Raw genomic sequence first — 21,492 nt, 5'->3', positions numbered from 1 at the left:
TTGCTTTTGTAGAATTCTTCTTCGCTTTAGCTATACTCTCTAACCTCGCTCCTGGAAGCCTTCCAAAATGTTTTTTCGGATTTTTAGCCAATCAGGATACATTACGACCCACCTGTTTAAACGGGACAGTCACTCTTCCTTGGATAGTTTCCCCCAGAAGTCTTGCCCCCCTTTCACAGGAGTTATAAAACCTAAAACTCTCCCTACTCCTCCGAAAGCCAAACCACGTAAAGCACCTGTCCCTGTGGCTTTTAAAGCACCTGTCCAACTATATCCACTCTTCCTGTTTTTGTATAAATAAGAAGCTAATCCAAAACCAGCACCCATTGCTGCACTTGCAACCCACCATGGAGCATGCCCATCAGGATCGATCTTCATTACCGGATTATTGTCTGCATACGTATATCCATTCATTGTAACCGGATCATCCTCATCACCCGGATCCGGATCCAACGATAAGAACACGCCATGATCTGGATTATAATAACGCGCAATCAGATAATACACACCAATCTCTTTATCATACATGTATCCCGCATATCCAAATGGATTATCTGCTGCGATACCTTTCGTATCACTCTTTAATACGTTGCCCCATGCATCATATTCATACGTGGCTACAACTTCTTTATTTTGATTTGCCATCGCAACGACATCACTGTGACATATATAAAGAAAGAAGAGCCTATATTCGCTCTTCCTTCCACAAATCATTTCTCTATTTATTCTTCATCCTCTTCTACATCATATGATAGATCTTCATTTGCTTCATTCATACACACATTTAACAAATGAATCTTTCTAACCACTAATTTTTCTGGTGATATATTAATAGCCTCTAAAAGCAAACTGAATATACATGTAAGTACCAACACCATAAATAACAAAAGCAATTATAGTAATTAACCAATTTTCATGAGTTTTTTGTACATACTTCGAGAATGCCCAAATAAGAAGTAAAATGATTAGCTGAATTGCAATCACCTTTGAGATAGCAATTATAGTGGTTTCCGTAACAAATATTACCCATGCCCCGAACAACATACGGATACCAAAAATAATCGTCCCAATACGTGTTTCAGTATATTGTTTATTTATATTTATAAAAAATATATCTTGCAACATAACAGTTAATGTTAATACAGCTACTAAAGCCAAGATAGAAGCAAATTCTAAAATTTCTATAAACACTTTTAGTCTCCCTTCATTAACGTCTTCCCACTGCATTCGAAATCTTCATAAGTTTCGCTGTCGTTGAATTTTTAAATGCTTTTTCCCTTTGCTTTTTTGCCCTTTTCATTCCATCAAGTCTAGCACCTGGGTGCCTTTTAATCTGTTTTATAGGATTCTTCTTAAAACGTTCATAATTGGATTTTAATTGTCTAACTACTGGCTTATATCCTTTTTGAACCACTCTTTTTCCAACATTAAAGTGAGAAAGATATCCAAATGTTCGTCCTATCCCACCAAACAATACACCTTTAGCTGCTCCATATCCCGCTGCTTTAAGTCCACCCTTCCATGTATAACCTTTATTTCTGTTTTTATACAGATACTTTCCTACTTCCCAAGCAGCACCACCTAATGCACCAGTTACCCACCAAGCTACATGCCCATCCGGATCCACCATCATCACCGGATTATTATCACCATACGTATACCCATTCATTGTAATCGGATCATCCTCATCACCCGGATCAGGATCCACCGATAAGAACACACCATGATCTGGATTATAGTATCTCGCAATCAAGTAATACATACTAATTTCTTTATCATACATGTATCCCGCATATCCAAATGGATTGTCTGCGGCGATACCTTTCGTATCACTCTTTAATACGTTACCCCACGAATCATATTCATACGTTGCAACAACTTCTCTATTTTGATCTGTCATCGCAACTACATCACCACGAGGGTTATAGTGGTAGTATACTGTTTGTCCTTGCGATTTCATTGCTAGACGTGTACCACTTGTAGAATATACATATTGACGAAGGACTTTTCCACTTCCATCTGTTTCATACAATGGATTGATACTATCTCCATCATAGAAGTAGCGTGTTACTGTTCCACTTATATTCTTTTCAATACGACGATTATCCTCGTCATACTTATATGTTGCAAATGCATCGCTCTCACCTTGTTTTGTGATAGCTACAATCTGGTCATCTTCATTCCACGTATATTTGTACTTTCCATCCGATGTACGATTGCCATTCGCATCATACGTTAACGATTCGTTTCCGAATTTTACAAGCTGATTTCCTTCATTAAACGTTGCCGCTATAGACTTTGTTTCTGTTCCATTCTCTACAACTTTCACACTTGTACGGTTGCCAAATCCATCATATGTGTACGATTTACTTGTTCCGTTTTGTAATGTCTCGTTTAATAGTTGGTTGATCGGGTCATATACAAAGTTTGTTTCTGTTACTTTTCCGCCCGCACCTTCATGTTTAATCTTCGTACGGTTACCCGCTTGGTCATATTCATATCGTTCAGAAAGTAGAATACTGTTTGACGTACCTACTACTAAATCTTTAATTTTGTTCGCATGGTCATAGTTGAATGTAGAACCTGAACCATTTCCGGCTGTATACGTACGAACATTCCCTTGATCATCGTAATCAAATCGATACGTTTGAGAACCGTCTGTCACACGAATATTTTGATCTAACGTGTTGTAGTCATACGATACTTTATTTGTGTATCCACCTTGCGTTACTGTTTGTTCTTTTAGCTTTTCTGTCTTACTGTTTGCTTTGTCATGATATGCCCAGTCAATTTTTCCGCCCCGGCTATCCGTTGCACTTGTGACGCGGTCTGCCTTATCGTATGTTTTCGTACGTTCTACACCGTTGACATGGTCTTTGACTTTCGTAACTTGTCCATTCTCATCACGTTCGAATGTAACTGAATCTTTTCCATTTCGCTTTTCACCAATGACGCGATCCGCTGAATCATATACAGATTCTAAAATCGAACCATTTGGCATTTTTGTCTGAATTTTGTTTGCATTTTCATCATATGTGTGTTCAATACGACGGTTTAACGCATCGATATACACTGTATTTTTATTATCTACATCATATTCATATTTGTGTGTTTGTGTTTTCCCACCAAACATGACAGATTTCTCTGTTGTATTTCCATTATGATCATAAAGATAATTTACAGAAGTACCATTTTTCAGGGTAACCTTTGTTAATAGATTATCTTTATTGTAATCATATAATTTTGTATTTCCTTTTTCATCTGTCTCGCTCTTTTTATTTCCTGATGCATCGTACGTGAATGTATTTTTTTGCCCCTCTTCATCATATGCAGCAACAACATTTCCGTCGTTGTCGTACTCATTTTTAATAAGAGCATTTCCTTCTAATAAACGAACATCATCAAACCATACTTTTCCTTTATTATTGTTTCTAAATAATAGGTACACTTGAATACGCTTAATTGGTTTCTTAGCTGGAATGACAACCGCACTACGGTTCCAATCATTTGTCCCACTTGGGAATTTCGCTTGATAATTTTCACCGCTGCCATCTTGATAATGTACATCTGCCCAAACAGAGTAGTCTCTAGATAATTTATCTGGAGCATCATTTTCTACATTTTCAGATTTAGACATTCCTGTTAGCGTTAATGTTTCTGCCTTTTTCTGATTTAAGTCTATATGCTGACCATATCCTACATTTGAACCACCGTATTGGCTACGCTCTAATAAAATAGACGAACCTCCTGTAAAACTTTCCTGATGAGAAACATCTTTTGGATCACAACTTGTTCCGTCTCCTCGAATCCATCCAGGAATACATCCTTGTTCCGTTACATTCTCTACACTACTATTTGTAATAGGATTGAAGCTAGAAGAAACTTCTCCTTTTTTAAAATAATCCCCAACACTTCGGATAACATCAAGAAAATATAGAATTTTCAATTAATTTGTCTTTTTTTACAAAAAAATGAAATAAAAAAAAGACCTATTTTCCTCCTAACAAACTAGAGAAAAATAGATCTTTTTCATTCACTTTATTTTTTAAAGTAAGTCCAGCCTTCTTCTTGGTAAATCTTTTCTTCTTTCATCAGTTTACCAAGTGCACGCTTAAATGCAGCCTTACTCATATTGAAACGTTCTTTAATGTCTTCTGGGTTGCTCTTATCCCAAAACGGCATCGCTCCGCCTCGTTCTTCCATATATGCATAAAGTACTGCTGCATCATCTTCCATTCCTTCTTCTTTACGAGGAAGAAGTGAAATGTTGATTGTACCGTCATCTTTTACGTCAATGATACGGCCTGTTACGCGCTCACCGATGCGGACTTGTTCTTTTCTTTCTGTATGGTGTAAGAAAGCACGGAAATGCTCGTCAGTTAGTATGAACGAACCAACTTGAAGTGAGCGATACACACGTCCATTTACGTTTTTATTACGCATAGATGGCGTTGCATCTACGATAATTTCTTGCATATCACTGTCTCTTGCCGGAAGAGCAATTAAACGATCACGATTCGTTAATTTTAACGTACAATATAATTCGTCGCCTTCCTGAGGCCATACTGGCATATAAATTGGAAACTCATCAAGTGGAATTAGTATATCTTTTGATACACCAATATCAACAAACACACCTAAACTAGGAATAACTTCTACAACCTTTACCCAATTCCAATCATGTGTTGTAATAATTGGTTCCTTCATTGTTGCTGAAATACGATTTTGGTGATCAAGGTATAAGAATACATCAATCGTATCGCCTTCTGCAATTTCTCCAGCTAATTCGTTTTTATGTAGGAAGATTTCTTCCTCTTCGTTTCCAACCATATATCCGATTTCCGTTTCGCGTAAAACAGTTACCTGTTCAATCGATCCTAATTGCAAATACATATTTTTTAATTCCCTTCTATATATATAAAGTTATCTTTTTTATCATTCCAAACAAAAGTTAATTATAACACGATTTTTCCTTTATTTGTCCAACTGCCCAAAATTCACTATAATTAAATAAAGACTTTATCTATAGGACTATATTACCCTACGGATGATCCGTCAAAACACTTAAGTTGCAACACTCTATCTAATCGATGTATTTTCCGCTATACTTTAATATGTATATTACATAGCCTATTTAGGTGCATTAAAAGATAGAAATTTATTTGGAGGTGCTAACTATGGCAAAAGAGAGTTCTTTTGACATCGTTTCGAAAGTAGAATTACCTGAAGTAACAAACGCAATTAACATCGCATTAAAGGAAATCCAAAACCGATATGACTTTAAAGGTAGTAAAAGTGATATTAAATTAGAAAAAGAAGTACTTGTTTTAACTTCTGATGACGAGTTCAAATTAGACCAAGTAAAAGATGTTCTAATTTCTAAACTTGTAAAACGTAACGTTCCAATTAAAAACTTGGACTACGGAAAAGTTGAAACTGCATCTGGTAACACTGTTCGCCAGCGTGCAACTCTGCAACAAGGTATCGATAAAGATAACGCGAAAAAAATCAACAACATCATTAAAGAAATGAAATTAAAAGTGAAAACACAAGTGCAAGATGACCAAGTACGCGTAACAGCGAAAAGCCGTGATGACTTACAAGCAGTAATCGCAGCCGTTCGCAGCGTTGACTTACCAATCGACGTACAGTTCATTAACTATCGCTAAAAAGAAAACTCCTCTCATTAGAGGAGTTTTTTACTTATTAAGGGTTATAACATTTTAAGTTGTACACATTTTTAAGAGCAACACATTATCGCTTTATCAAATGATTTTTCTGGAATATAAACTTTATCATTTTCAACTTTGTATTTAATATTATTTCTCTTAAGAACCGCTGTATCGACAGAATGAACACTATCGCCCCACTGAACAAATTCCCCATCATCACCGTTGGCCCAAAAATACAAACTTACGAATACGATAAGAAGACAAAAACATAGAGCGAACAACTTCTTTCTCCTCAAATATCTCACCTCATCTTGAACTGTAAACAGACTACCCAAAAGAAGAGTTACTCATTTCCGTTTCTTTTTAACCGTAATTAAAAAAGTAATAAATAATACGTTCACACCAACTATTAAGGAAATAAATAACCAATTCACACCAGTTTCTTCGCTAACTTTATACACATTCGACTCTTCGCGCTTTAAAACAAGGTAAAATTTTCCGTTTTCTTCTCTTATAATTTCGTCTTCTAACAATCCTCTTAACTCTTGTTTATCACCAATTGCACTTACAGGTAAGGAAACTTTTTGCGTTTCTTTCGTATTATTAATCGCTACTAATGTTACTTCGTCTTTATACTTTCTTTTTAGTATACTCATTCCATCTTTATCATATAGAAGTTCAAACGTACCGCGTCGTAAAGATGGTCTCGCTTGTCTAAGTTCACCTAGCTTCGTTATATGCTGCATAAACTTTTCATCCGATTTAAAATCCATTAATCGTCTATTATCTGGAGCATCTCCCCCATCTAATGCGATTTCAGTTCCGTAATAAAAATTCGGTATCCCCGGGGATGTTAATAAGTAAGTGATCGCTAGTTTTAAACGAGACGGCGGGTAATACATATTTTCTTTTGCAATACGCGCAAACCGCTTTGTTTCTTGATTATCTAAAAACGTAGCGAATTCCTCTTCTTTTCCGCTCACATCATATAAAGGTTTCACAGACATATCTACTTTTGAAAATGACTCTACTATTTTTTTATAGTACTCATTATCTTCCTTTGTCATAATGCGAAAATCTTTCTTTACCTTCTGCAAATCCTTTTGCACTTCATCCCAAAAAGTACGCGGCTTTTTTTCACTATGTATCACATAACTTCCGTCTAAATCGACTTCTTTTATCCACCATTTCATCGAGTCTATTAATCTTTGTTCATTTTCTTCATACGTAAATTGAAAGACAACTTTCATTCCTTTTTGATGAGCCTCATTTACAAGTTCTTTCACATCATTTTCTGTTCCGAAATGTTCATTTACTTTTTGAAAGTTTCGAACGCCTAATCCATCATACTTTTCACTTTCAAAAAGCGGTGAAAGCATAATAGTAGTAAATCCCATTTCTTTTATGTAGTCCAATCTTTTTATAATCCCTCTTATATCTCCGCCCTGATACCCTTCTAAATTACCAACGTCTAACTGTTTGTCATTTTTCGGTTCTCCGTTATTGAAGCGATCAATCATAATGGAATATATAACTTCATCTCGCCATTCCCTTTTTTCTTCCGCAAAAGTATGTACTGGTACAAACAAAATAACAGCTAAACAAAAACAAATGAATAGTTCCTTAGTCCATATTTTTTTCACACGCATCCCCCAAACTTCCAATTGTAAGAATATTATACCAATTATCAGAACAAATCGCATACGTTGATTTTATTCCTCCAAAATACCTAATGTCAGGTTTTCTAACATGACTTAAAAAGTTTTCTGAATTTTTAGTTGATTTTTCTTTTTATTTCGAATATGATATGAAACATAACAAGTCGATGTTATTTTTTCTAACATCATAGGAGGAGAGAGAATGAATACGGGAGATACAGTTTTTATTTTTGTAACTACAGTAATGGTCATGTTGATGACACCAGGATTAGCACTTTTTTACGGGGGTATGGTTCGCAGTAAAAACGTACTCAGCACGACCATGCACAGTTATAGCGCAATGGCTATCGTTTCGATTCAATGGATTGTTATCGGTTATTCTTTATCATTCGGACCAGATTGGCACGGACTTATCGGCAATCTCGATTGGTTCGGTTTAAACGGAGTTACCTACGCACCAAACCCAGACTACTCATCTACTATTCCTCACAATTTATTTATGATGTTCCAACTCATGTTCGCTATTTTAACTCCCGCTTTAATTTCAGGTGCATTCGCTGAAAGAATGCGATTTTCTGCCTTTCTTATTTTTATCCTTCTTTGGACAACAATCGTTTACAATCCTGTCGCTCATTGGGTATGGGGCGTTGGTGGATGGCTGAGAGAACTTGGGGCGCTCGACTTCGCTGGCGGTAATGTCGTTCATATCACATCTGGTGTTGCCGGTCTTGTATTAGCTATTTTCCTAGGAAAACGAAAAAACATAAGCGGTACCTCTCCTCACCATTTACCATTTACAATGTTAGGCGCAGGCTTACTCTGGTTCGGCTGGTTCGGTTTTAACGTCGGTAGTGCATTATCTTTAAATGACGTAGCTTTAACTGCATTTATTAATACAAATATAGCCGCTGCTGCTTCAGCTCTAACTTGGATGCTCTCTGAATGGTTCTTCCAATCAAAGCCGACTGCGATGGGTGCTGCTTGTGGGGTTGTTTCTGGTTTAGTCGCCATTACGCCAGCTTGTGGATTCGTTACACCTTTCTCCGCTCTTCTTATCGGAGCAATTGGCGGTATATTATGTTTCGGTGCTGTCTTCTTCTTAAAAAACAAATTCGGATACGATGATACACTTGATGCCTTTGGATGCCACGGCATCGGAGGAACTTGGGGCGGTATTGCAACTGGACTATTTGCAACTACTACTGTAAACGGTGATGGCGCTAACGGATTATTTTACGGAAACGCCACTCTCCTTTTCAAACAACTTGTAGCAATCGGTGCAACATATGCATTCACGATCATAATGACGTACGCCATCGTTAAAACCATTAACTTCTTCCTCCCTGTTCGCGTCGATGAGCACGAAGAACAAATGGGGCTTGATATTTCGATGCACGGGGAGAAAGCTTATGAGTATACAGAGCGAGTGAACTAAAAAAGAGATGCAATCTACTACTGATAGATTGCATCTCTTTTTATCGTACTTGTTGGCTGTATACCCCGGCCTGTATCAATATAAATATATCAGCGATTCTTCGGATATATCGACGATTTTTTAAATATATCAGCGATTCTTTCAATATATCGACGGTTCGACACGATATATCGATTTACCAACAAATTCCGACATAGCAGAAGCGAAGAATACCCCCTAACGCTACAAGTAAAATAAAAAGACGACCGAAAATTCTTCTAGTCGTCTTTTCCTATTTATTTCGGAGTATTTCCTACATATTGCGTAATATCAACATTTAATGCCTGCGCTAAACGCATGCCGTACTCTTGATCTGCACGGAAGAAGTTACAAACAGCTAATAATTTCGTACGTTCATTTACGTCTTTTAGATCATTTGTTAAGTTTGCAATTAAGTTATCTTGCTCTTCTTTAGAGAATGAACGGTAACGCTCACCCGCTTGTTTGAAGTCATTTGGTTTGTCAATTTTTTCACGAGATACGTAGCCTTCTACTTTCATAGTTGAATCGCGGTAAGCTGGATCTTCAACCGGATTTTCAGTATGACGGCTCGGTTCGTAGTTTATTGTAGATGGGTTTTGATCCACTTGCATCGCACCATCACGTTGTTGGTTACGAACAGCTGCGTACGGGCAGTTTACAGGAATTTGTAAATAGTTTGCACCAAGGCGATAACGCTGCGTATCTGGGTAAGAGAATAAACGACCTTGTAATAATTTATCTTCAGATGGTTCAATACCATTTACAGTTGCACTTGGAGTAAACGCCGCTTGTTCTACTTCCGCAAAGAAGTTTTTCGGGTTACGATTTAACGTCATTGTCCCTACTTCTATTAACGGGAAGCGATCTTCTGGCCATACTTTCGTTGGATCTAGTGGATCGAAATCTAAAGAGTCCGTTTCATCTAGTTGCATTACTTGTACGTGTAAATCCCATTTTGGGTAGTTTCCTTTTTCGATTGCATCGAATAAGTCACGAGTTGCATGATTGAAGTCTTTACCTTGCACTTGCTCGACTTCTTTTGCACTTAAATTACGTACACCTTGCTGTGGCTTCCAGTGATATTTAATGTAAACAATTTTACCTTCTGCATTAATCCATTTAAATGAATGCACGCCGAAACCTTCCATTTCACGGTAGTTTGCCGGTGTACCATAATCAGAAAATACCCATGTCATCATATGTGTAGATTCTGGAGTTAACGTCATGAAATCCCAGTAACGATCTGGCGTTTGAACATTTGTATCAGGTGCTGGCTTTAAAGAATGCACCATGTCAGGGAATTTAATTGCGTCACGAATGAAGAAAACAGGTAAATGGTTACCTACGATATCGTAGTTTCCTTCTTCTGTATAAAATTTAACGGCGAACCCGCGCGGATCACGCGCTGTTTCAGGAGAACCTTGACCATGAATAACCGTTGAGAAACGAACAAATACAGGCGTTTCAGTTCCTTCATTTTGTAAAAACGCTGCTTTCGTATATTGTTTCATGCTGTTTTTCGTTACGAATACACCGTGAGCACCTGCACCACGTGCATGCACAACACGCTCCGGAATACGTTCACGATCAAAGTGTGCAAGTTTTTCTACTAAATGATAGTCTTCTAACAATACCGGTCCACGGCGACCAGCTGTACGAGAATTTTGGTTGTCTCCAACTGGAGCACCTTGGTTTGTTGTTAAGCGATTATTTGGATTCATCTAGGGGGATCCTCCTCTTTCTTTAACGGTAATTATTATTTATTTAAAATTATTATAAACTAATTATTATTCAAAACTAAATCCTTGTCAACTATTTCCTTCATTTTTTTGGAAACAATTCCAGTTAAACAATCGATAAATACAGATTGTGCATTGGGCATATTCGGTCTAAAATATGCGGCATTTAATTCCTCAGTTACAACTTTACATTCATAATCGTTATCATATAAAACTTCTAAATCGAGCAATGTGTTTTAAACCTAAGTAACAAACAAATTCATACTCTGTAAACATTTTATTCATTGAATCTGTTAATTTATGCGCCTGCGCTTTCGTTATTTTCGAAAGCGGTGAAATTCCTCCAATTGCTTCATACCGTCCGGTTAAATTTTGGAGTGCCTCTTCAGATGATTTACACCGTGACGAATGTGAGTATAATAGGCCTCTACATCCTCTAATGACTCTGGCGTTCCATACACCATCACAAACAAACCTATTTTCTTCTTCGCCCTCTATATAACACCTCAATTTTTGAAATGAGAATCTTTTTCAAGAACATTTGTTTTCAAGTATAACAAGCAATAATAAATACGTCAAAATAATAATTCTAAATAAGTATTATTTCTAATATGATTTTTAATTTTATATGACAATTTATTTAATAAAAAAGCAGCTCACAACAATTTGCAAGCCGCCCTTTTCCCTATTCTTTTATATTCACCCCATACTCTTTAAACCAAACATGAATTTGTGCTAAATGAGCTAAAAGTTGAGGCCCTGTCATTAATTGACCAAACCATGGCGTTCGGAATGCACTTCCGCCCGACTCAATCAACCCGCTCAATTGCTCCTTATCGAACAATTCATGCAAAATTGAGCCTTTATCAGTTAATAAATCTTGGAGCCATACTGTGACTGCTTTCGTATAGTGCGGATTATGTGTTTTCGGATACGGGCTTTTCTTTCGATACAATATATCATTTGGAAGTAATCCTTCTAACGCCTTACGCAATAGACCTTTTTCGCGGTTTTTATACATTTTCATTTCCCAAGGAATATTCCACGCATATTCGACAAGTCGGTGGTCCGCAAACGGAACGCGTACTTCTAAGCTTGCCCCCATACTCATACGGTCTTTTCTGTCTAATAATGTTGTCATAAACCATACCATGTTTAAATAAAATAATTGTCGCCTCTTCGCTTCTAATGGGCTTTCTCCCTCTAAAATAGGAACTTCTTGAACGGATTCTTCATAGCGTTGTTGCACATATTGTTGTAAATTTAATTTATTTCTCCATTCTTTCTTTAGAAGTTGTTCACGCGCTTCTGTAGAACGCATCCACGGAAATGCACTTGATTGTAAATCATCTTCTCTATAAAACCACGGATAACCACCGAATATTTCATCTGCACATTCTCCAGATAATCCGACGACAAAATCTTGTTTTATTTCACGGCAAAACCATAATAATGACGAATCAATATCTGCCATACCAGGCAAATCACGAACGAGTACTGCTTCTGTTAAATACTGTGCTAGTTGTTCATTAGAAATGACGCAGCGATGGTGGATTGTTTGAAATGTCTCTGTCATTAAATTAATAAATGGAGCATCTGAATTCGGCTGAAACGCATTCGCTTTAAAGTATTTTTCGTTATCTTCATAGTCAACAGAATACGTGTGTAATTGCCCTTTTCCTGATCTTTCATACTCTTTTGCAGCTATTGCTGTTATAGCACTTGAATCTACACCGCCTGATAAAAAAGTGCATAGTGGTACGTCAGAAACTAATTGTCTCGTAATCGCATCTTGTAATAAAAAACGAGTTTTCTCTACTGTTTCTTCAAATGAATCTTCATGTTTTTTACTTTCCACATTCCAATATCTCCATATGCATAAACCGTCTTTTGAGAACGTCATTGCATGACCCGGGCGCAGTTCTTGAATACCAGCATATATACCGTGACCAGGTGTTCTAGATGGGCCAAGGCCGAATATTTCCGATAATCCTTCTAACGTTACTTCCACCTTCACATCTGGATGCGCTAGTATCGCTTTTAATTCTGAACCAAATAATAATCGTCCGCTATCATATTTATAAAAAAGCGGTTTTACACCTAATCTATCTCTCGCAATAAAGACTCGTTCATTTTTCTCATCCCATACTGCAAACGCATATATGCCGTTTAAATGATCAACACATTCTTCTTTCCATTCAATATAAGAGGCCAATAGTACTTCTGTATCGGAATGCCCTTTAAATGTATAACCTCTTCTTAATAACTCTTTGCGAATATCTTCTGTATTGTAGAGCTCTCCGTTATAGCAAATCGCATAACTAGTTTCATCTTTCAAACAAGTCATGGGTTGTTTACCACCTTCAGGATCTACAACGATTAACCGTTTATGCCCAAATGCGACGTTCCCTTTAATCCAAACTTTATTATCATCTGGACCGCGTTTCGCTAGCGTTTCCGCCATCTTCGTCACGATGTCCCTTTCCCCTTCTAATGAGCGTTTATAATCCACCCATCCTGTAATCCCGCACATAAAATCATCCTTCCTAATCTAATATCTGTTTCTGAACGTGCAGTAATCCCCACCCTATGAGTGCGGATACATAAAAACAACAAACTTGACGATAACTAACTATCCATATATGGAATAGCAGTTTCACAGTGTAAAGCGTGTTTTATTGTATGCCCATCTCTCTTTAGGTGTGTCTAGTTATAAAGAACGTACGAACTGTCCATAACAAGAATAACTATTTCTATAAAAGGAGAAATGAACTATGGTACAACGCAAACATATTTTGTATAACCAACCGCGCGCTCATACAGTCGGTAATGTCGAATATATAAACAATGAATGGGTATTCTTTGATGATGAAAATGATGAGGCTTTTCTATTAGAAGATATTGCCGAAGATGGTTTTGAAATTTTATATAACAACAATTGGCTACCAGCTCGTTTTTATGAACAAGACATATTACAAATTGCAAATGAACAACATTCTCTCCAAAACGGGGAAATGATACGAATTCGAAAAAAATTACTTCTTAGCTATCATGAATGGCTTGAAGAGTTACCTGACTCTGTCTTTACATTATTAACCGAATCATTGCAATCACTTAATTACTCTTTATACGATTGCATGTATTGTCATAATTATTTATCATTCTTACCGAAAGATGAAGCATGCGAAGGAGTAAATATTCTTTTGTTCGATAACGACGAAATGATTTGTACATTGCAGCATCATTTCGTACGCCACTCTTCCTCTAATAAAAATATTTTGCGATTTACGAAAGTAAACGGAGAAGAGTTGCATCTCGATGCGACATAAAATAAAAAAACCACCTTATCTCCCAAATATTTGAGATTATAAGGTGGTTTTATTTTTAATTAAAATACTTGCCAACCAATCGGTAATTTCAAACCAAGATAAAATACCGCTACAAGCGCGATAACAAATAATCCCCAAAATGCCCCTGTTGCTTTGTTCTTGCTCATTTTCACAAGAACCATTTCCATTCCAGCGATTACTAATATACCAGCTAGCATTTTTAGACCGTACCACATGTGATAGCTCTTATCGACTATAGTTTGATCTAGGTATAACCAAACGCCTGTCACAATAATGATAATGTACATAAGGCGAAGCCCCATATGTACACCTTTACCTTTTCTTCCTGCTGAATAAAGTGAATACGCAACGAAGAATAAAATTAATCCTAACGCCCATGCTGTAATATGCATATGTACCATCGTATCCCTGCCTCCTCTTTTCACACTTTTTCACTCTATATGATAACATGTTCATTTATTTTCAGGAAATGTTTCGCTTTTTTATATTTAAATGATATAATATTTAGAGTATTTACAAACTTCTTGTAATAACAAAAGGGGGAACAATCATGATTCAAACTAAAGATATTATCGAACTTACAGACACATACGGGGCAAATAACTACCATCCACTTCCAATCGTTATTTCTAAAGCAGAAGGCGTTTGGGTAGAAGATCCTGAAGGAAACCGCTATATGGACTTATTAAGTGCATATTCTGCAGTAAACCAAGGTCATCGTCATCCAAAAATCATTAACGCTTTAATTGACCAAGCTAATCGAGTTACGTTAACTTCTCGTGCTTTCCATAGCGATCAATTAGGTCCTTGGTACGAAAAAGTTGCGAAACTAACAAATAAAAATATGGTACTTCCTATGAATACAGGCGCAGAGGCTGTTGAAACTGCAATTAAAACAGCTCGTCGCTGGGCTTACGATGTGAAAAAGGTAGAGGCAAACCGTGCAGAAATCATCGTTTGTGAAGATAACTTCCACGGACGTACAATGGGTGCTGTTTCTATGTCATCAAACGAAGAGTACAAGCGCGGCTTCGGTCCAATGCTTCCTGGCATTATTGTAATTCCTTACGGTGATTTAGAAGCGTTAAAAGCTGCGATTACACCAAATACAGCTGCATTCATTTTAGAGCCAATTCAAGGTGAAGCAGGAATTAACATTCCACCAGCTGGTTTCTTACAAGAAGCTTTTGAAGTATGTAAAAAAGAAAACGTTTTATTCGTAGCAGATGAAATCCAAACAGGCTTAGGCCGTACTGGTAAAGTATTTGCTTGCGACTGGGACAATGTAACTCCTGACATGTACATACTTGGTAAAGCACTTGGCGGCGGCGTATTCCCAATCTCTTGTGTTGCAGCAAACAGCGACATTTTAGGCGTATTCGAGCCAGGTTCTCACGGTTCTACATTCGGTGGTAACCCACTTGCATGTGCTGTTTCTATCGCAGCTCTTGAAGTATTAGAAGAAGAAAAATTAACAGAGCGTTCTCTTCAATTAGGAGAAAAACTAGTTGGGCAATTAAAAGAAATTGATAACCCAATGATTACTGATATTCGCGGTAAAGGTTTATTCATCGGTATCGAATTAAACGAGGCAGCTCGTCCTTACTGTGAACAACTAAAAGCAGCTGGGCTATTATGTAAAGAAACACACGAAAACGTAATTCGTATTGCACCACCTCTAGTAATCTCTGAAGAAGACTTAGAGTGGGCATTCCAAAAAATTAAAGCTGTACTATCTTAATCATAGTGAGGTTGTCCTAAATATAGGACAACCTCTTTCTTTTTTTAGTAATTTACCGTAAAATAAAATTGAATATTCTGTTTTTCGTTAAAAAGGGGGTAACTGTATGCTTTTGAAATACGGTAAACACATTAACCATTTAGCTACAATTTTTATTTCTATGACATTCATCGGCTTCATATTATCTACAACTCTACTCAGTCATTATTCAACTCCTAATACATTCACACTACTTAAAACATCATTTTGGACTGCTGTTTTCCTTACAATTATCGGTTTTGGCCGTGAGAGAAGCGCACTTGCAGTTATGCTAATTGGAATTTGCACTTTAGCATTAATCGGATTGTATATTTTCGCCATTATAGATTACTCCGTTAATCCACGCCCATAGAAAAGAGCTATCTTTTCACAAGATAGCTCTTTTTTTCATTTCACTATATTTCTTAGCGTACCAATTCCCTCTACTGTAACAACAACTTCATCACCAGCATGCAAAAACTTCGGTGGTGTAAAACCTTTACCAACACCAGCTGGTGTCCCTGTTGCAATGATATCTCCTGGCTCTAATGTCATACCTTTACTTATAGTTGAAATAATTTCTTCTACTGAAAAAATCATTTCTCTCGTATTTGAAGTTTGCCTTACTTCTCCATTTACCACTGTTTCAATGTGTAATGCATTCGGCGTTCTAACCATCGATTTATGAATTAAATACGGTCCCATTGGACAAAATGTATCGAAACTTTTCCCTAGGAAAAATTGTTTATGTTTTCTTTGAATATCCCGAGCAGTTACATCATTTATAACTGTATATCCAAAAACATGATCAAGAGCTTTTTCTATTTTTATTTGTTTCCCTCGCTTACCGATAACGATTGCTAGTTCACCTTCGTAATCAAGTTCATTCGTTGCATGAGGGTGACCATTAATTTGCTCATCAATTCCGATCACTGTTGTTGGCGCCTTTGTAAAAATCATTATATTTTCAGGGATAGACTCTACTCCGCCCATTTCTACCGCATGCTCACGATAGTTCTTTCCAACGCAAAGAATATTTTTTCTCGGCCTTGGAATCGGTGCTAATATTTTCACCTCTGCTAACGGATAATACGCCGATCCCGCATTTTCCTTCGCCCAATTTACAATGTCGCTCACTTTCTCAAGACATTCGCTTCCTCTTTCAATACACTCTAACATGGTAATTGGGATAGTAACCTTTTCCCCTTTTTGTCTTTGCGCTTCTCTTAAATGCAATACTTTTTCTTCCTCTTCATCCACAATACCTACAAATACCTTTTCTTCTTTCTTCGCCGTTACAAAACGCAACATTCCCACTCTCCATCCTAAAACTCATACCTTATAATTGTATTCGCATCCTTAAGAAAAAAACCTTCTCACGCACGCTAATTTTTACAATATTCCTCCCTTCTTACATTCGTTCCTCACCCTTCATTTGACATAAAATGTAGAAATTATACTTTTTTTGGCGAAGGTGTTTCTTTTTTATGGAATTTTTGTATAATATGTACTACATATATACATAAAATTTATTGAGAGATGGAGCCGATTTCAATGTTTGAGCAAGCTATCGAAAAAAAACGCGAAAAAATGATCTATTTTGCTGAACGCTACGGAATGACTTCTCAAAAAACAGTGGATTGTAGCCAAGAACTGGACAGGCTCTTAAATGTTGTTTGGCCTATACATACAGATTGCACACATACTCAAATGTTCGAAACACATACGCAATAACGTATGTGTTTCTTTTATTTCAAAAAAGGACACATTTTATTGAAAACGCCCATACAATAGTAGAAAAGAAAATTTTAAAAATGAAAGGTGTTTTGTATGCCAGCTATGGTCGGACATATTCGTATCGTTAATATTGGATCAAGTGGTATTTTTCATATTGGAGATGTATTTGCGATTAGGCCTATTAGTTATTCACGCGCTTTTGCCGGAGCCGGTTCATTTAACGTTGGGGATAACGTCTCTGTCTACAATTATCAAAGCTCAACGACTGTCAATGATTCAGATGTAATTGATCAAGCAATAATCGGTTCGAGCTAAAGGAGGCGATTGCATTGAATTTTTATGTGAACCAAAGTATCATCATTAACAGCATTAGAATCGATAGCATTACGACCTCTTCCGTTTTTCAAATTGGAACTGCAGGTAGTATTAAGGCTCTTTCTAAATTCTCAAATTCTGGCGGATTTACAGAACCTCTTCGCCCTTTACATGCGAAAGGACAAATTATTTCTATTAAACCTTCAACTAGTTCTTCTTAGACCATCCTTATCATAAATATATAGCATTAATATACCCTCCCTATTGAAAAGGAGGTTTCACAAAATGAATCAAGATATATACACTTACCTACACCAACTTCAGCAAGCTCTCCAAATACAGCAGCAAACTATTCTAAATCTTGAAGAGCAAGTTCGCCTACTACAAGAAGAGCTTAATGAGTTAAAAAGTCGTCCCTCCTCTTCTATAGGAAAAGTGGAATATAAATTTGATCAATTAAAAGTAGAGAATTTAAACGGCACTTTAAATATTGGCTTGAATCCATTTTCAACAAAAGAGCAACAAATTGAAGATTTTCAAGTAGATACAGAAACACTAAAAGTAAATCCTGAAACAGAAATAAATCCAGACTTTTATCAAGGTATCCTTCAAGAAATGCATCGCTATTTAGATGAAGAAGCATATAGTCGAATTCTCCATTTTGAACAAGAAGAGAGAACGCCGCTTGATGAGATGTATCGACAAATGATGGTGGATGACATAAAAAAACAGATGGAACATAGACTTCCGTATTATTTGTCACAAGTTCAATCGTATGAGGGTATTTCCACAGATCCCGATTATTTACGAGACGTCATTATTCAAGCGATGAAACAAGATATTGACAAAGCCTTCCTTTCCTTTATTCAACACATACCGGGCAATTTCCGAAAGGAGTAAGTATGTATGAATTTAAATGTTGTGAACCGTGAGTTAAAAGTAGGACAGATTAAAATGAACGGGGTTTCTTCTTCCGCATTATTTTTAATTGGAGATGCTAACCTTCTCATCCTTTCTTCAATTCTTGATACGCCATTCGAATCCGTTACAGAGGGGCCATTTGTACCATTAGTAACAGATGTCCCTCCGACTCCAGGTTGAGGAGAGGAAAAATTATGCTCCGTCATACTTCAATTGTACAAAATGTTTCTATCATTTCTATGGGTGTTGCAGCCGTCTTCCAGGTCGGGGATGCTAATCAAATAGAATTAAAAAATAGAGCGCTTATCGTTCACCGAGAAATCCCTTGTTATATAAAAGGTGAAGGTCGTTTTGATGCGTTTGAAATCTTTACAGATGAATACATTACAATTCCAAAGCGAACAACAGATGTAAAAATGAATATTGTAAATGAGTGCCCTTTTATTGAAGTAAATGATGTTCACTTGCGAACAATTTTAAATTCCGCGTGCTTCCAAATCGGCAATGTTGACTATGTTTTTAATAATTCTCGTACGCTACAAATCCGCCAATTTATTACTGATGAACCTTCCTCTAAATAATTCATATAGTAATTAAAAAGCTTAGCAAAGTAGGTGGATGGTATGCCTTCGGTTGTAGGAAATCTTGTCGTTCAAAACAGTAACGGCTCTTTCAACTTAGGAGATTTTTATAACGTGTCTCCGAAAGAAAATACGAAAGCTTATAACGGATCTGGGGCTTCCAATGTCGGATTTGTCGTTAACACTTTTAGCGGCGTTAGTGCAACAAATACATTTGATTCGGACGTTGCAGACCAAGATCAGATTGGAACAGCGTAAAAAAGAAACAGCCTTAGCTCTATATTGTGTAGAGCTAAGGCTGTTTCTTCTATTAAAGATAATTTTAATTCAAGCTTATATTCTTTTAATATAGCATTCTTCCTTCTTTATATGCATTTTGATATGTCTCATCATTTATCTGTGTAACATCAGTATGGAACAGTTCCTCCCTAACAGCATCGAATAACTCCTTACATATGTTAGGAAATTCACTTTCCCATCTTTCTCTTTCATCCAACTCCATCAGTGATCCAACAATAACAAGATAAATATTCGGAAATTGCCTCTCAATCTTAGGAGCGTACTTTAGAAATCCCTTTAAATACATATCAAAATGATGACAATCATACTCCTGAGTGCCTGTATAAAATGGAAACCCACTTTCATCTTCCCACTCTAGGAGAATTCCCCAAAATGCTAACAATGAACCTGATCGATATCTCAATTTACTATCATTAAAGTGTTTATAATAAGGGTATAACAATCTATCGCACCAATCTAAATCGATTATACCACCCATATCTTTTATTTCATTACGTAATAAATCTAATTTCTCTTTAATGGGATCCATGCACATTCCCCTTCAATTGTTTATTTCCACACAGATATATACCTCTTATGATATTTACTCTCTTTATAAAATGAAAATAAATTTATTATATTTTAAAAGCTCAAACAAGCACAACCCCGTTCTAAATTTAGGACGGGGTTAAATTTATAGCAATAAAGTCATTTGAAAATCTAAGTTTTATTCAAAAAATAGCGTCCTTTTCTAGAATAAAGGAATAGATGTATTTATACAAAAGTTGAATATTTTACAGAATTTCAGAATCCTAATTTTTAGCATCTTACATATTTACGTTTGAACCCGAGTCTTCCTCTATCAAGTTCTTTATGAATACTTTCGTAAGCATTTAGAAAACTGCTTTTCTTGTTGTCCCGTTTTAGTTCTACTATGCCTACTTCCTTTGCGGTTTCAACTGCCTTTTCATGTAGCGGCACATATGAAATCCCCACAGTGTTTAGAAAATTATTCATAGCGGATTTCGTTCGTTCTGGCGCATCGTGAATTGTATTTTTCACAACTTCTAGCATATTGGCAATCTTACCTTCGGAAAATTCATTGTCTTTTCGATTCCCTAAAAGCCAGCAGTAGCAACTCCAGCCCGCTGACATTCTTAGTTCGTCACCACTTGCAATCCATTTATCAGCAACGTCTTGGGCAAAATCTGATTCTGATAAAGTTACTGCCACCACATAATCGGACAGCATATAAAAGTACGCCCCATCCATCCAACGATCAAAATCCGATTCATTCATAGTTTTTGGGTCTGCAATAATGCCTGCAAAGTACATTGCATCGTAGTTACCTGTGGCATACAGCTCTTCAGCTAAACTTTGATTTATTTTTATTTTCTTTGCGATTGGTTTCATAGCACCTGTAGCTACGCCAAAAAGTGGATCCTTTGCACCATTAGATATGTATATTTTTTTAGTTCGTTCCTTACCGAGAGTTTCAAGCTCTTGCATTACTGTTTCAAAATCCATAGTGTTGCACTTCCTTCCTTAATATTAGAATCAATTCGCTTATATTCTTTATCAAGTTCTCTACACTTCACAAATCCATCTTTAAATCGTTTCGTCCATCGATTTACGATTTTCAAAATGAGATTTCGTTATACGCCTTTATCGAGCTTATTAATACCGATTATATAAACTAATCATTAGTGAAGGTGCAACTCCCCATTAATGATTAGTTTTTTTATTTAAATGATAATCCCTTATCTGCTAAAGCCATTCTCAATTTAGGTAAAGATGCTGGCCCTATACCGTGCAGTTTTAAAATTTCTTTTTCACTATACTTTGAAAGTTCTTCTAAAGTATGAATTCCATGGTGCTCTAACGCTCGTCTTGCTGGTGCTGAAAGAAGAGAAAGAAAGCCTTCTTTTGGCTTTCTCTCTTTCTCACAGGTTGGGCAAGTTGGACAATCGCTACTTTTGTAGTACTCGTGTCCTTGATCACAAGTTCTTAACGTCGCCATACTCC

25 protein-coding genes and 2 pseudogenes are annotated in these 21,492 nt (G+C 36.6%); 12 read left to right on the top strand and 15 right to left on the bottom strand.

Annotation, left to right across the window (positions count from 1 at the left end; all coding sequences use genetic code 11):
• Window positions 1-129 precede the first annotated feature (129 nt).
• The 4 genes and pseudogenes from NSQ47_RS00750 to NSQ47_RS00735 form a co-directional block, all read right to left on the bottom strand.
• Window positions 130-645, bottom strand: coding sequence for an RHS repeat-associated core domain-containing protein (locus NSQ47_RS00750; RefSeq protein ID WP_341035836.1), 516 nt, complete (start codon window positions 643-645; stop codon window positions 130-132).
• A 183-nt stretch (window positions 646-828) separates the two neighbouring features.
• Window positions 829-1,191, bottom strand: coding sequence for a hypothetical protein (locus NSQ47_RS00745; RefSeq protein WP_070128100.1), 363 nt, complete (start codon window positions 1,189-1,191; stop codon window positions 829-831).
• A gap of 16 nt (window positions 1,192-1,207) precedes the next feature.
• Window positions 1,208-3,895: pseudogene (locus tag NSQ47_RS00740) on the bottom strand (RHS repeat domain-containing protein); the annotation flags it as partial.
• A 143-nt stretch (window positions 3,896-4,038) separates the two neighbouring features.
• A complete protein-coding gene (locus NSQ47_RS00735) occupies window positions 4,039-4,893 on the bottom strand; it encodes a CvfB family protein (protein ID WP_002011240.1) in 855 nt (284 codons plus the stop codon).
• 284 nt (window positions 4,894-5,177) lie between these two features.
• Between NSQ47_RS00735 and NSQ47_RS00730 the strand changes: the two genes are divergently transcribed.
• Complete coding sequence (locus NSQ47_RS00730) at window positions 5,178-5,669, top strand: YajQ family cyclic di-GMP-binding protein (protein ID WP_002030284.1); 492 nt, start codon at window positions 5,178-5,180, stop codon at window positions 5,667-5,669.
• Between the two features lie 71 nt (window positions 5,670-5,740).
• On the opposite strand, the gene NSQ47_RS00725 is transcribed toward NSQ47_RS00730, so the two are convergent.
• Both NSQ47_RS00725 and NSQ47_RS00720 read right to left on the bottom strand, forming a co-directional pair.
• Entirely contained in the window at window positions 5,741-5,968 is a 228-nt protein-coding gene (locus NSQ47_RS00725) for a hypothetical protein (protein ID WP_341035835.1), read from the bottom strand.
• A 51-nt stretch (window positions 5,969-6,019) separates the two neighbouring features.
• On the bottom strand, window positions 6,020-7,375 hold the full coding sequence (locus NSQ47_RS00720) for an alpha-amylase family glycosyl hydrolase (RefSeq protein WP_341035833.1): 1,356 nt from the start codon (window positions 7,373-7,375) through the stop codon (window positions 6,020-6,022).
• A gap of 157 nt (window positions 7,376-7,532) precedes the next feature.
• Here NSQ47_RS00720 and NSQ47_RS00715 point away from each other — a divergent pair, with 157 nt between their 5' ends.
• Entirely contained in the window at window positions 7,533-8,765 is a 1,233-nt protein-coding gene (locus NSQ47_RS00715) for an ammonium transporter (protein ID WP_341035832.1), read from the top strand.
• A 275-nt stretch (window positions 8,766-9,040) separates the two neighbouring features.
• Here the strand turns inward: NSQ47_RS00715 and katB are convergent, their stop codons facing one another.
• The 3 genes and pseudogenes from katB to asnB all read right to left on the bottom strand — a co-directional run bounded on the left by katB (window position 9,041) and on the right by asnB (window position 13,058).
• Entirely contained in the window at window positions 9,041-10,507 is a 1,467-nt protein-coding gene (katB, locus tag NSQ47_RS00710) for a catalase KatB (protein ID WP_341035831.1), read from the bottom strand.
• Window positions 10,508-10,566: 59 nt separating this feature from the next.
• Window positions 10,567-10,989: pseudogene (locus NSQ47_RS00705) on the bottom strand (ferrochelatase).
• Window positions 10,990-11,210: 221 nt separating this feature from the next.
• On the bottom strand, window positions 11,211-13,058 hold the full coding sequence (gene asnB / locus NSQ47_RS00700; RefSeq protein ID WP_341035830.1) for an asparagine synthase (glutamine-hydrolyzing): 1,848 nt from the start codon (window positions 13,056-13,058) through the stop codon (window positions 11,211-11,213).
• Window positions 13,059-13,299: 241 nt separating this feature from the next.
• On the opposite strand from asnB, the gene NSQ47_RS00695 reads away from it, so the two are divergent.
• Window positions 13,300-13,854: a DUF2777 domain-containing protein gene (locus NSQ47_RS00695; RefSeq protein ID WP_002202804.1), complete on the top strand. Its 555-nt coding sequence runs from the start codon at window positions 13,300-13,302 to the stop codon at window positions 13,852-13,854.
• Between the two features lie 59 nt (window positions 13,855-13,913).
• Here NSQ47_RS00695 and NSQ47_RS00690 read toward each other — a convergent pair whose 3' ends face one another.
• Entirely contained in the window at window positions 13,914-14,276 is a 363-nt protein-coding gene (locus tag NSQ47_RS00690) for a YisL family protein (RefSeq protein ID WP_071744613.1), read from the bottom strand.
• Window positions 14,277-14,425: 149 nt separating this feature from the next.
• On the opposite strand from NSQ47_RS00690, the gene rocD reads away from it, so the two are divergent.
• Entirely contained in the window at window positions 14,426-15,616 is a 1,191-nt protein-coding gene (rocD, locus tag NSQ47_RS00685; protein WP_002149886.1) for an ornithine aminotransferase, read from the top strand.
• Between the two features lie 106 nt (window positions 15,617-15,722).
• Window positions 15,723-16,007, top strand: coding sequence for a hypothetical protein (locus tag NSQ47_RS00680; RefSeq protein ID WP_002158909.1), 285 nt, complete (start codon window positions 15,723-15,725; stop codon window positions 16,005-16,007).
• 35 nt (window positions 16,008-16,042) lie between these two features.
• Here the strand turns inward: NSQ47_RS00680 and NSQ47_RS00675 are convergent, their stop codons facing one another.
• Window positions 16,043-16,945, bottom strand: coding sequence for a fumarylacetoacetate hydrolase family protein (locus NSQ47_RS00675; RefSeq protein ID WP_341035829.1), 903 nt, complete (start codon window positions 16,943-16,945; stop codon window positions 16,043-16,045).
• Between the two features lie 243 nt (window positions 16,946-17,188).
• Here NSQ47_RS00675 and NSQ47_RS00670 point away from each other — a divergent pair, with 243 nt between their 5' ends.
• The 7 genes from NSQ47_RS00670 to gerPF all read left to right on the top strand — a co-directional run bounded on the left by NSQ47_RS00670 (window position 17,189) and on the right by gerPF (window position 19,446).
• Window positions 17,189-17,368 (top strand): aspartyl-phosphate phosphatase Spo0E family protein, encoded by a 180-nt coding sequence (locus NSQ47_RS00670; protein WP_002087032.1) that lies wholly within the window; start codon window positions 17,189-17,191, stop codon window positions 17,366-17,368.
• 96 nt (window positions 17,369-17,464) lie between these two features.
• On the top strand, window positions 17,465-17,686 hold the full coding sequence (gerPA, locus tag NSQ47_RS00665; RefSeq protein WP_002158912.1) for a spore germination protein GerPA: 222 nt from the start codon (window positions 17,465-17,467) through the stop codon (window positions 17,684-17,686).
• A 14-nt stretch (window positions 17,687-17,700) separates the two neighbouring features.
• On the top strand, window positions 17,701-17,907 hold the full coding sequence (gene gerPB / locus NSQ47_RS00660; protein WP_002158913.1) for a spore germination protein GerPB: 207 nt from the start codon (window positions 17,701-17,703) through the stop codon (window positions 17,905-17,907).
• Window positions 17,908-17,971: 64 nt separating this feature from the next.
• Complete coding sequence (locus NSQ47_RS00655; protein WP_002158914.1) at window positions 17,972-18,586, top strand: spore germination protein GerPC; 615 nt, start codon at window positions 17,972-17,974, stop codon at window positions 18,584-18,586.
• A 6-nt stretch (window positions 18,587-18,592) separates the two neighbouring features.
• The gene (gerPD, locus tag NSQ47_RS00650; protein ID WP_001052805.1) at window positions 18,593-18,787 is read left to right on the top strand and encodes a spore germination protein GerPD; all 195 of its coding nucleotides are present in this window, start codon (window positions 18,593-18,595) and stop codon (window positions 18,785-18,787) included.
• A 14-nt stretch (window positions 18,788-18,801) separates the two neighbouring features.
• Complete coding sequence (locus NSQ47_RS00645; RefSeq protein WP_070128094.1) at window positions 18,802-19,188, top strand: spore germination protein GerPE; 387 nt, start codon at window positions 18,802-18,804, stop codon at window positions 19,186-19,188.
• Window positions 19,189-19,230: 42 nt separating this feature from the next.
• Window positions 19,231-19,446 carry a spore germination protein GerPF gene (gene gerPF, locus NSQ47_RS00640; RefSeq protein ID WP_001141570.1) on the top strand — a complete coding sequence of 72 codons (216 nt, stop codon included), beginning with the start codon at window positions 19,231-19,233 and terminating at the stop codon, window positions 19,444-19,446.
• 85 nt (window positions 19,447-19,531) lie between these two features.
• Here gerPF and NSQ47_RS00635 read toward each other — a convergent pair whose 3' ends face one another.
• From NSQ47_RS00635 to NSQ47_RS00620, 4 genes are all read right to left on the bottom strand, one after another.
• Window positions 19,532-20,017 (bottom strand): hypothetical protein, encoded by a 486-nt coding sequence (locus NSQ47_RS00635; RefSeq protein ID WP_002116956.1) that lies wholly within the window; start codon window positions 20,015-20,017, stop codon window positions 19,532-19,534.
• Between the two features lie 269 nt (window positions 20,018-20,286).
• Entirely contained in the window at window positions 20,287-20,994 is a 708-nt protein-coding gene (locus NSQ47_RS00630) for a DNA alkylation repair protein (RefSeq protein ID WP_002158916.1), read from the bottom strand.
• Entirely contained in the window at window positions 20,976-21,110 is a 135-nt protein-coding gene (locus NSQ47_RS00625) for a hypothetical protein (protein WP_265340967.1), read from the bottom strand. The genes NSQ47_RS00630 and NSQ47_RS00625 overlap by 19 nt, the downstream gene beginning before the upstream one ends.
• 98 nt (window positions 21,111-21,208) lie before the next feature.
• The gene (locus NSQ47_RS00620) at window positions 21,209-21,487 is read right to left on the bottom strand and encodes an RNA polymerase alpha subunit C-terminal domain-containing protein (protein WP_078180000.1); all 279 of its coding nucleotides are present in this window, start codon (window positions 21,485-21,487) and stop codon (window positions 21,209-21,211) included.
• Window positions 21,488-21,492: the final 5 nt, after the last annotated feature.

The organism is Bacillus sp. FSL R10-2780 (genome assembly GCF_038006125.1).
GTDB lineage: Bacteria > Bacillota > Bacilli > Bacillales > Bacillaceae_G > Bacillus_A > Bacillus_A cereus_U.
The sequence above is the reverse complement of the archived record's forward strand: the minus strand, read 5'-3'. Positions and strand labels throughout refer to the sequence as shown.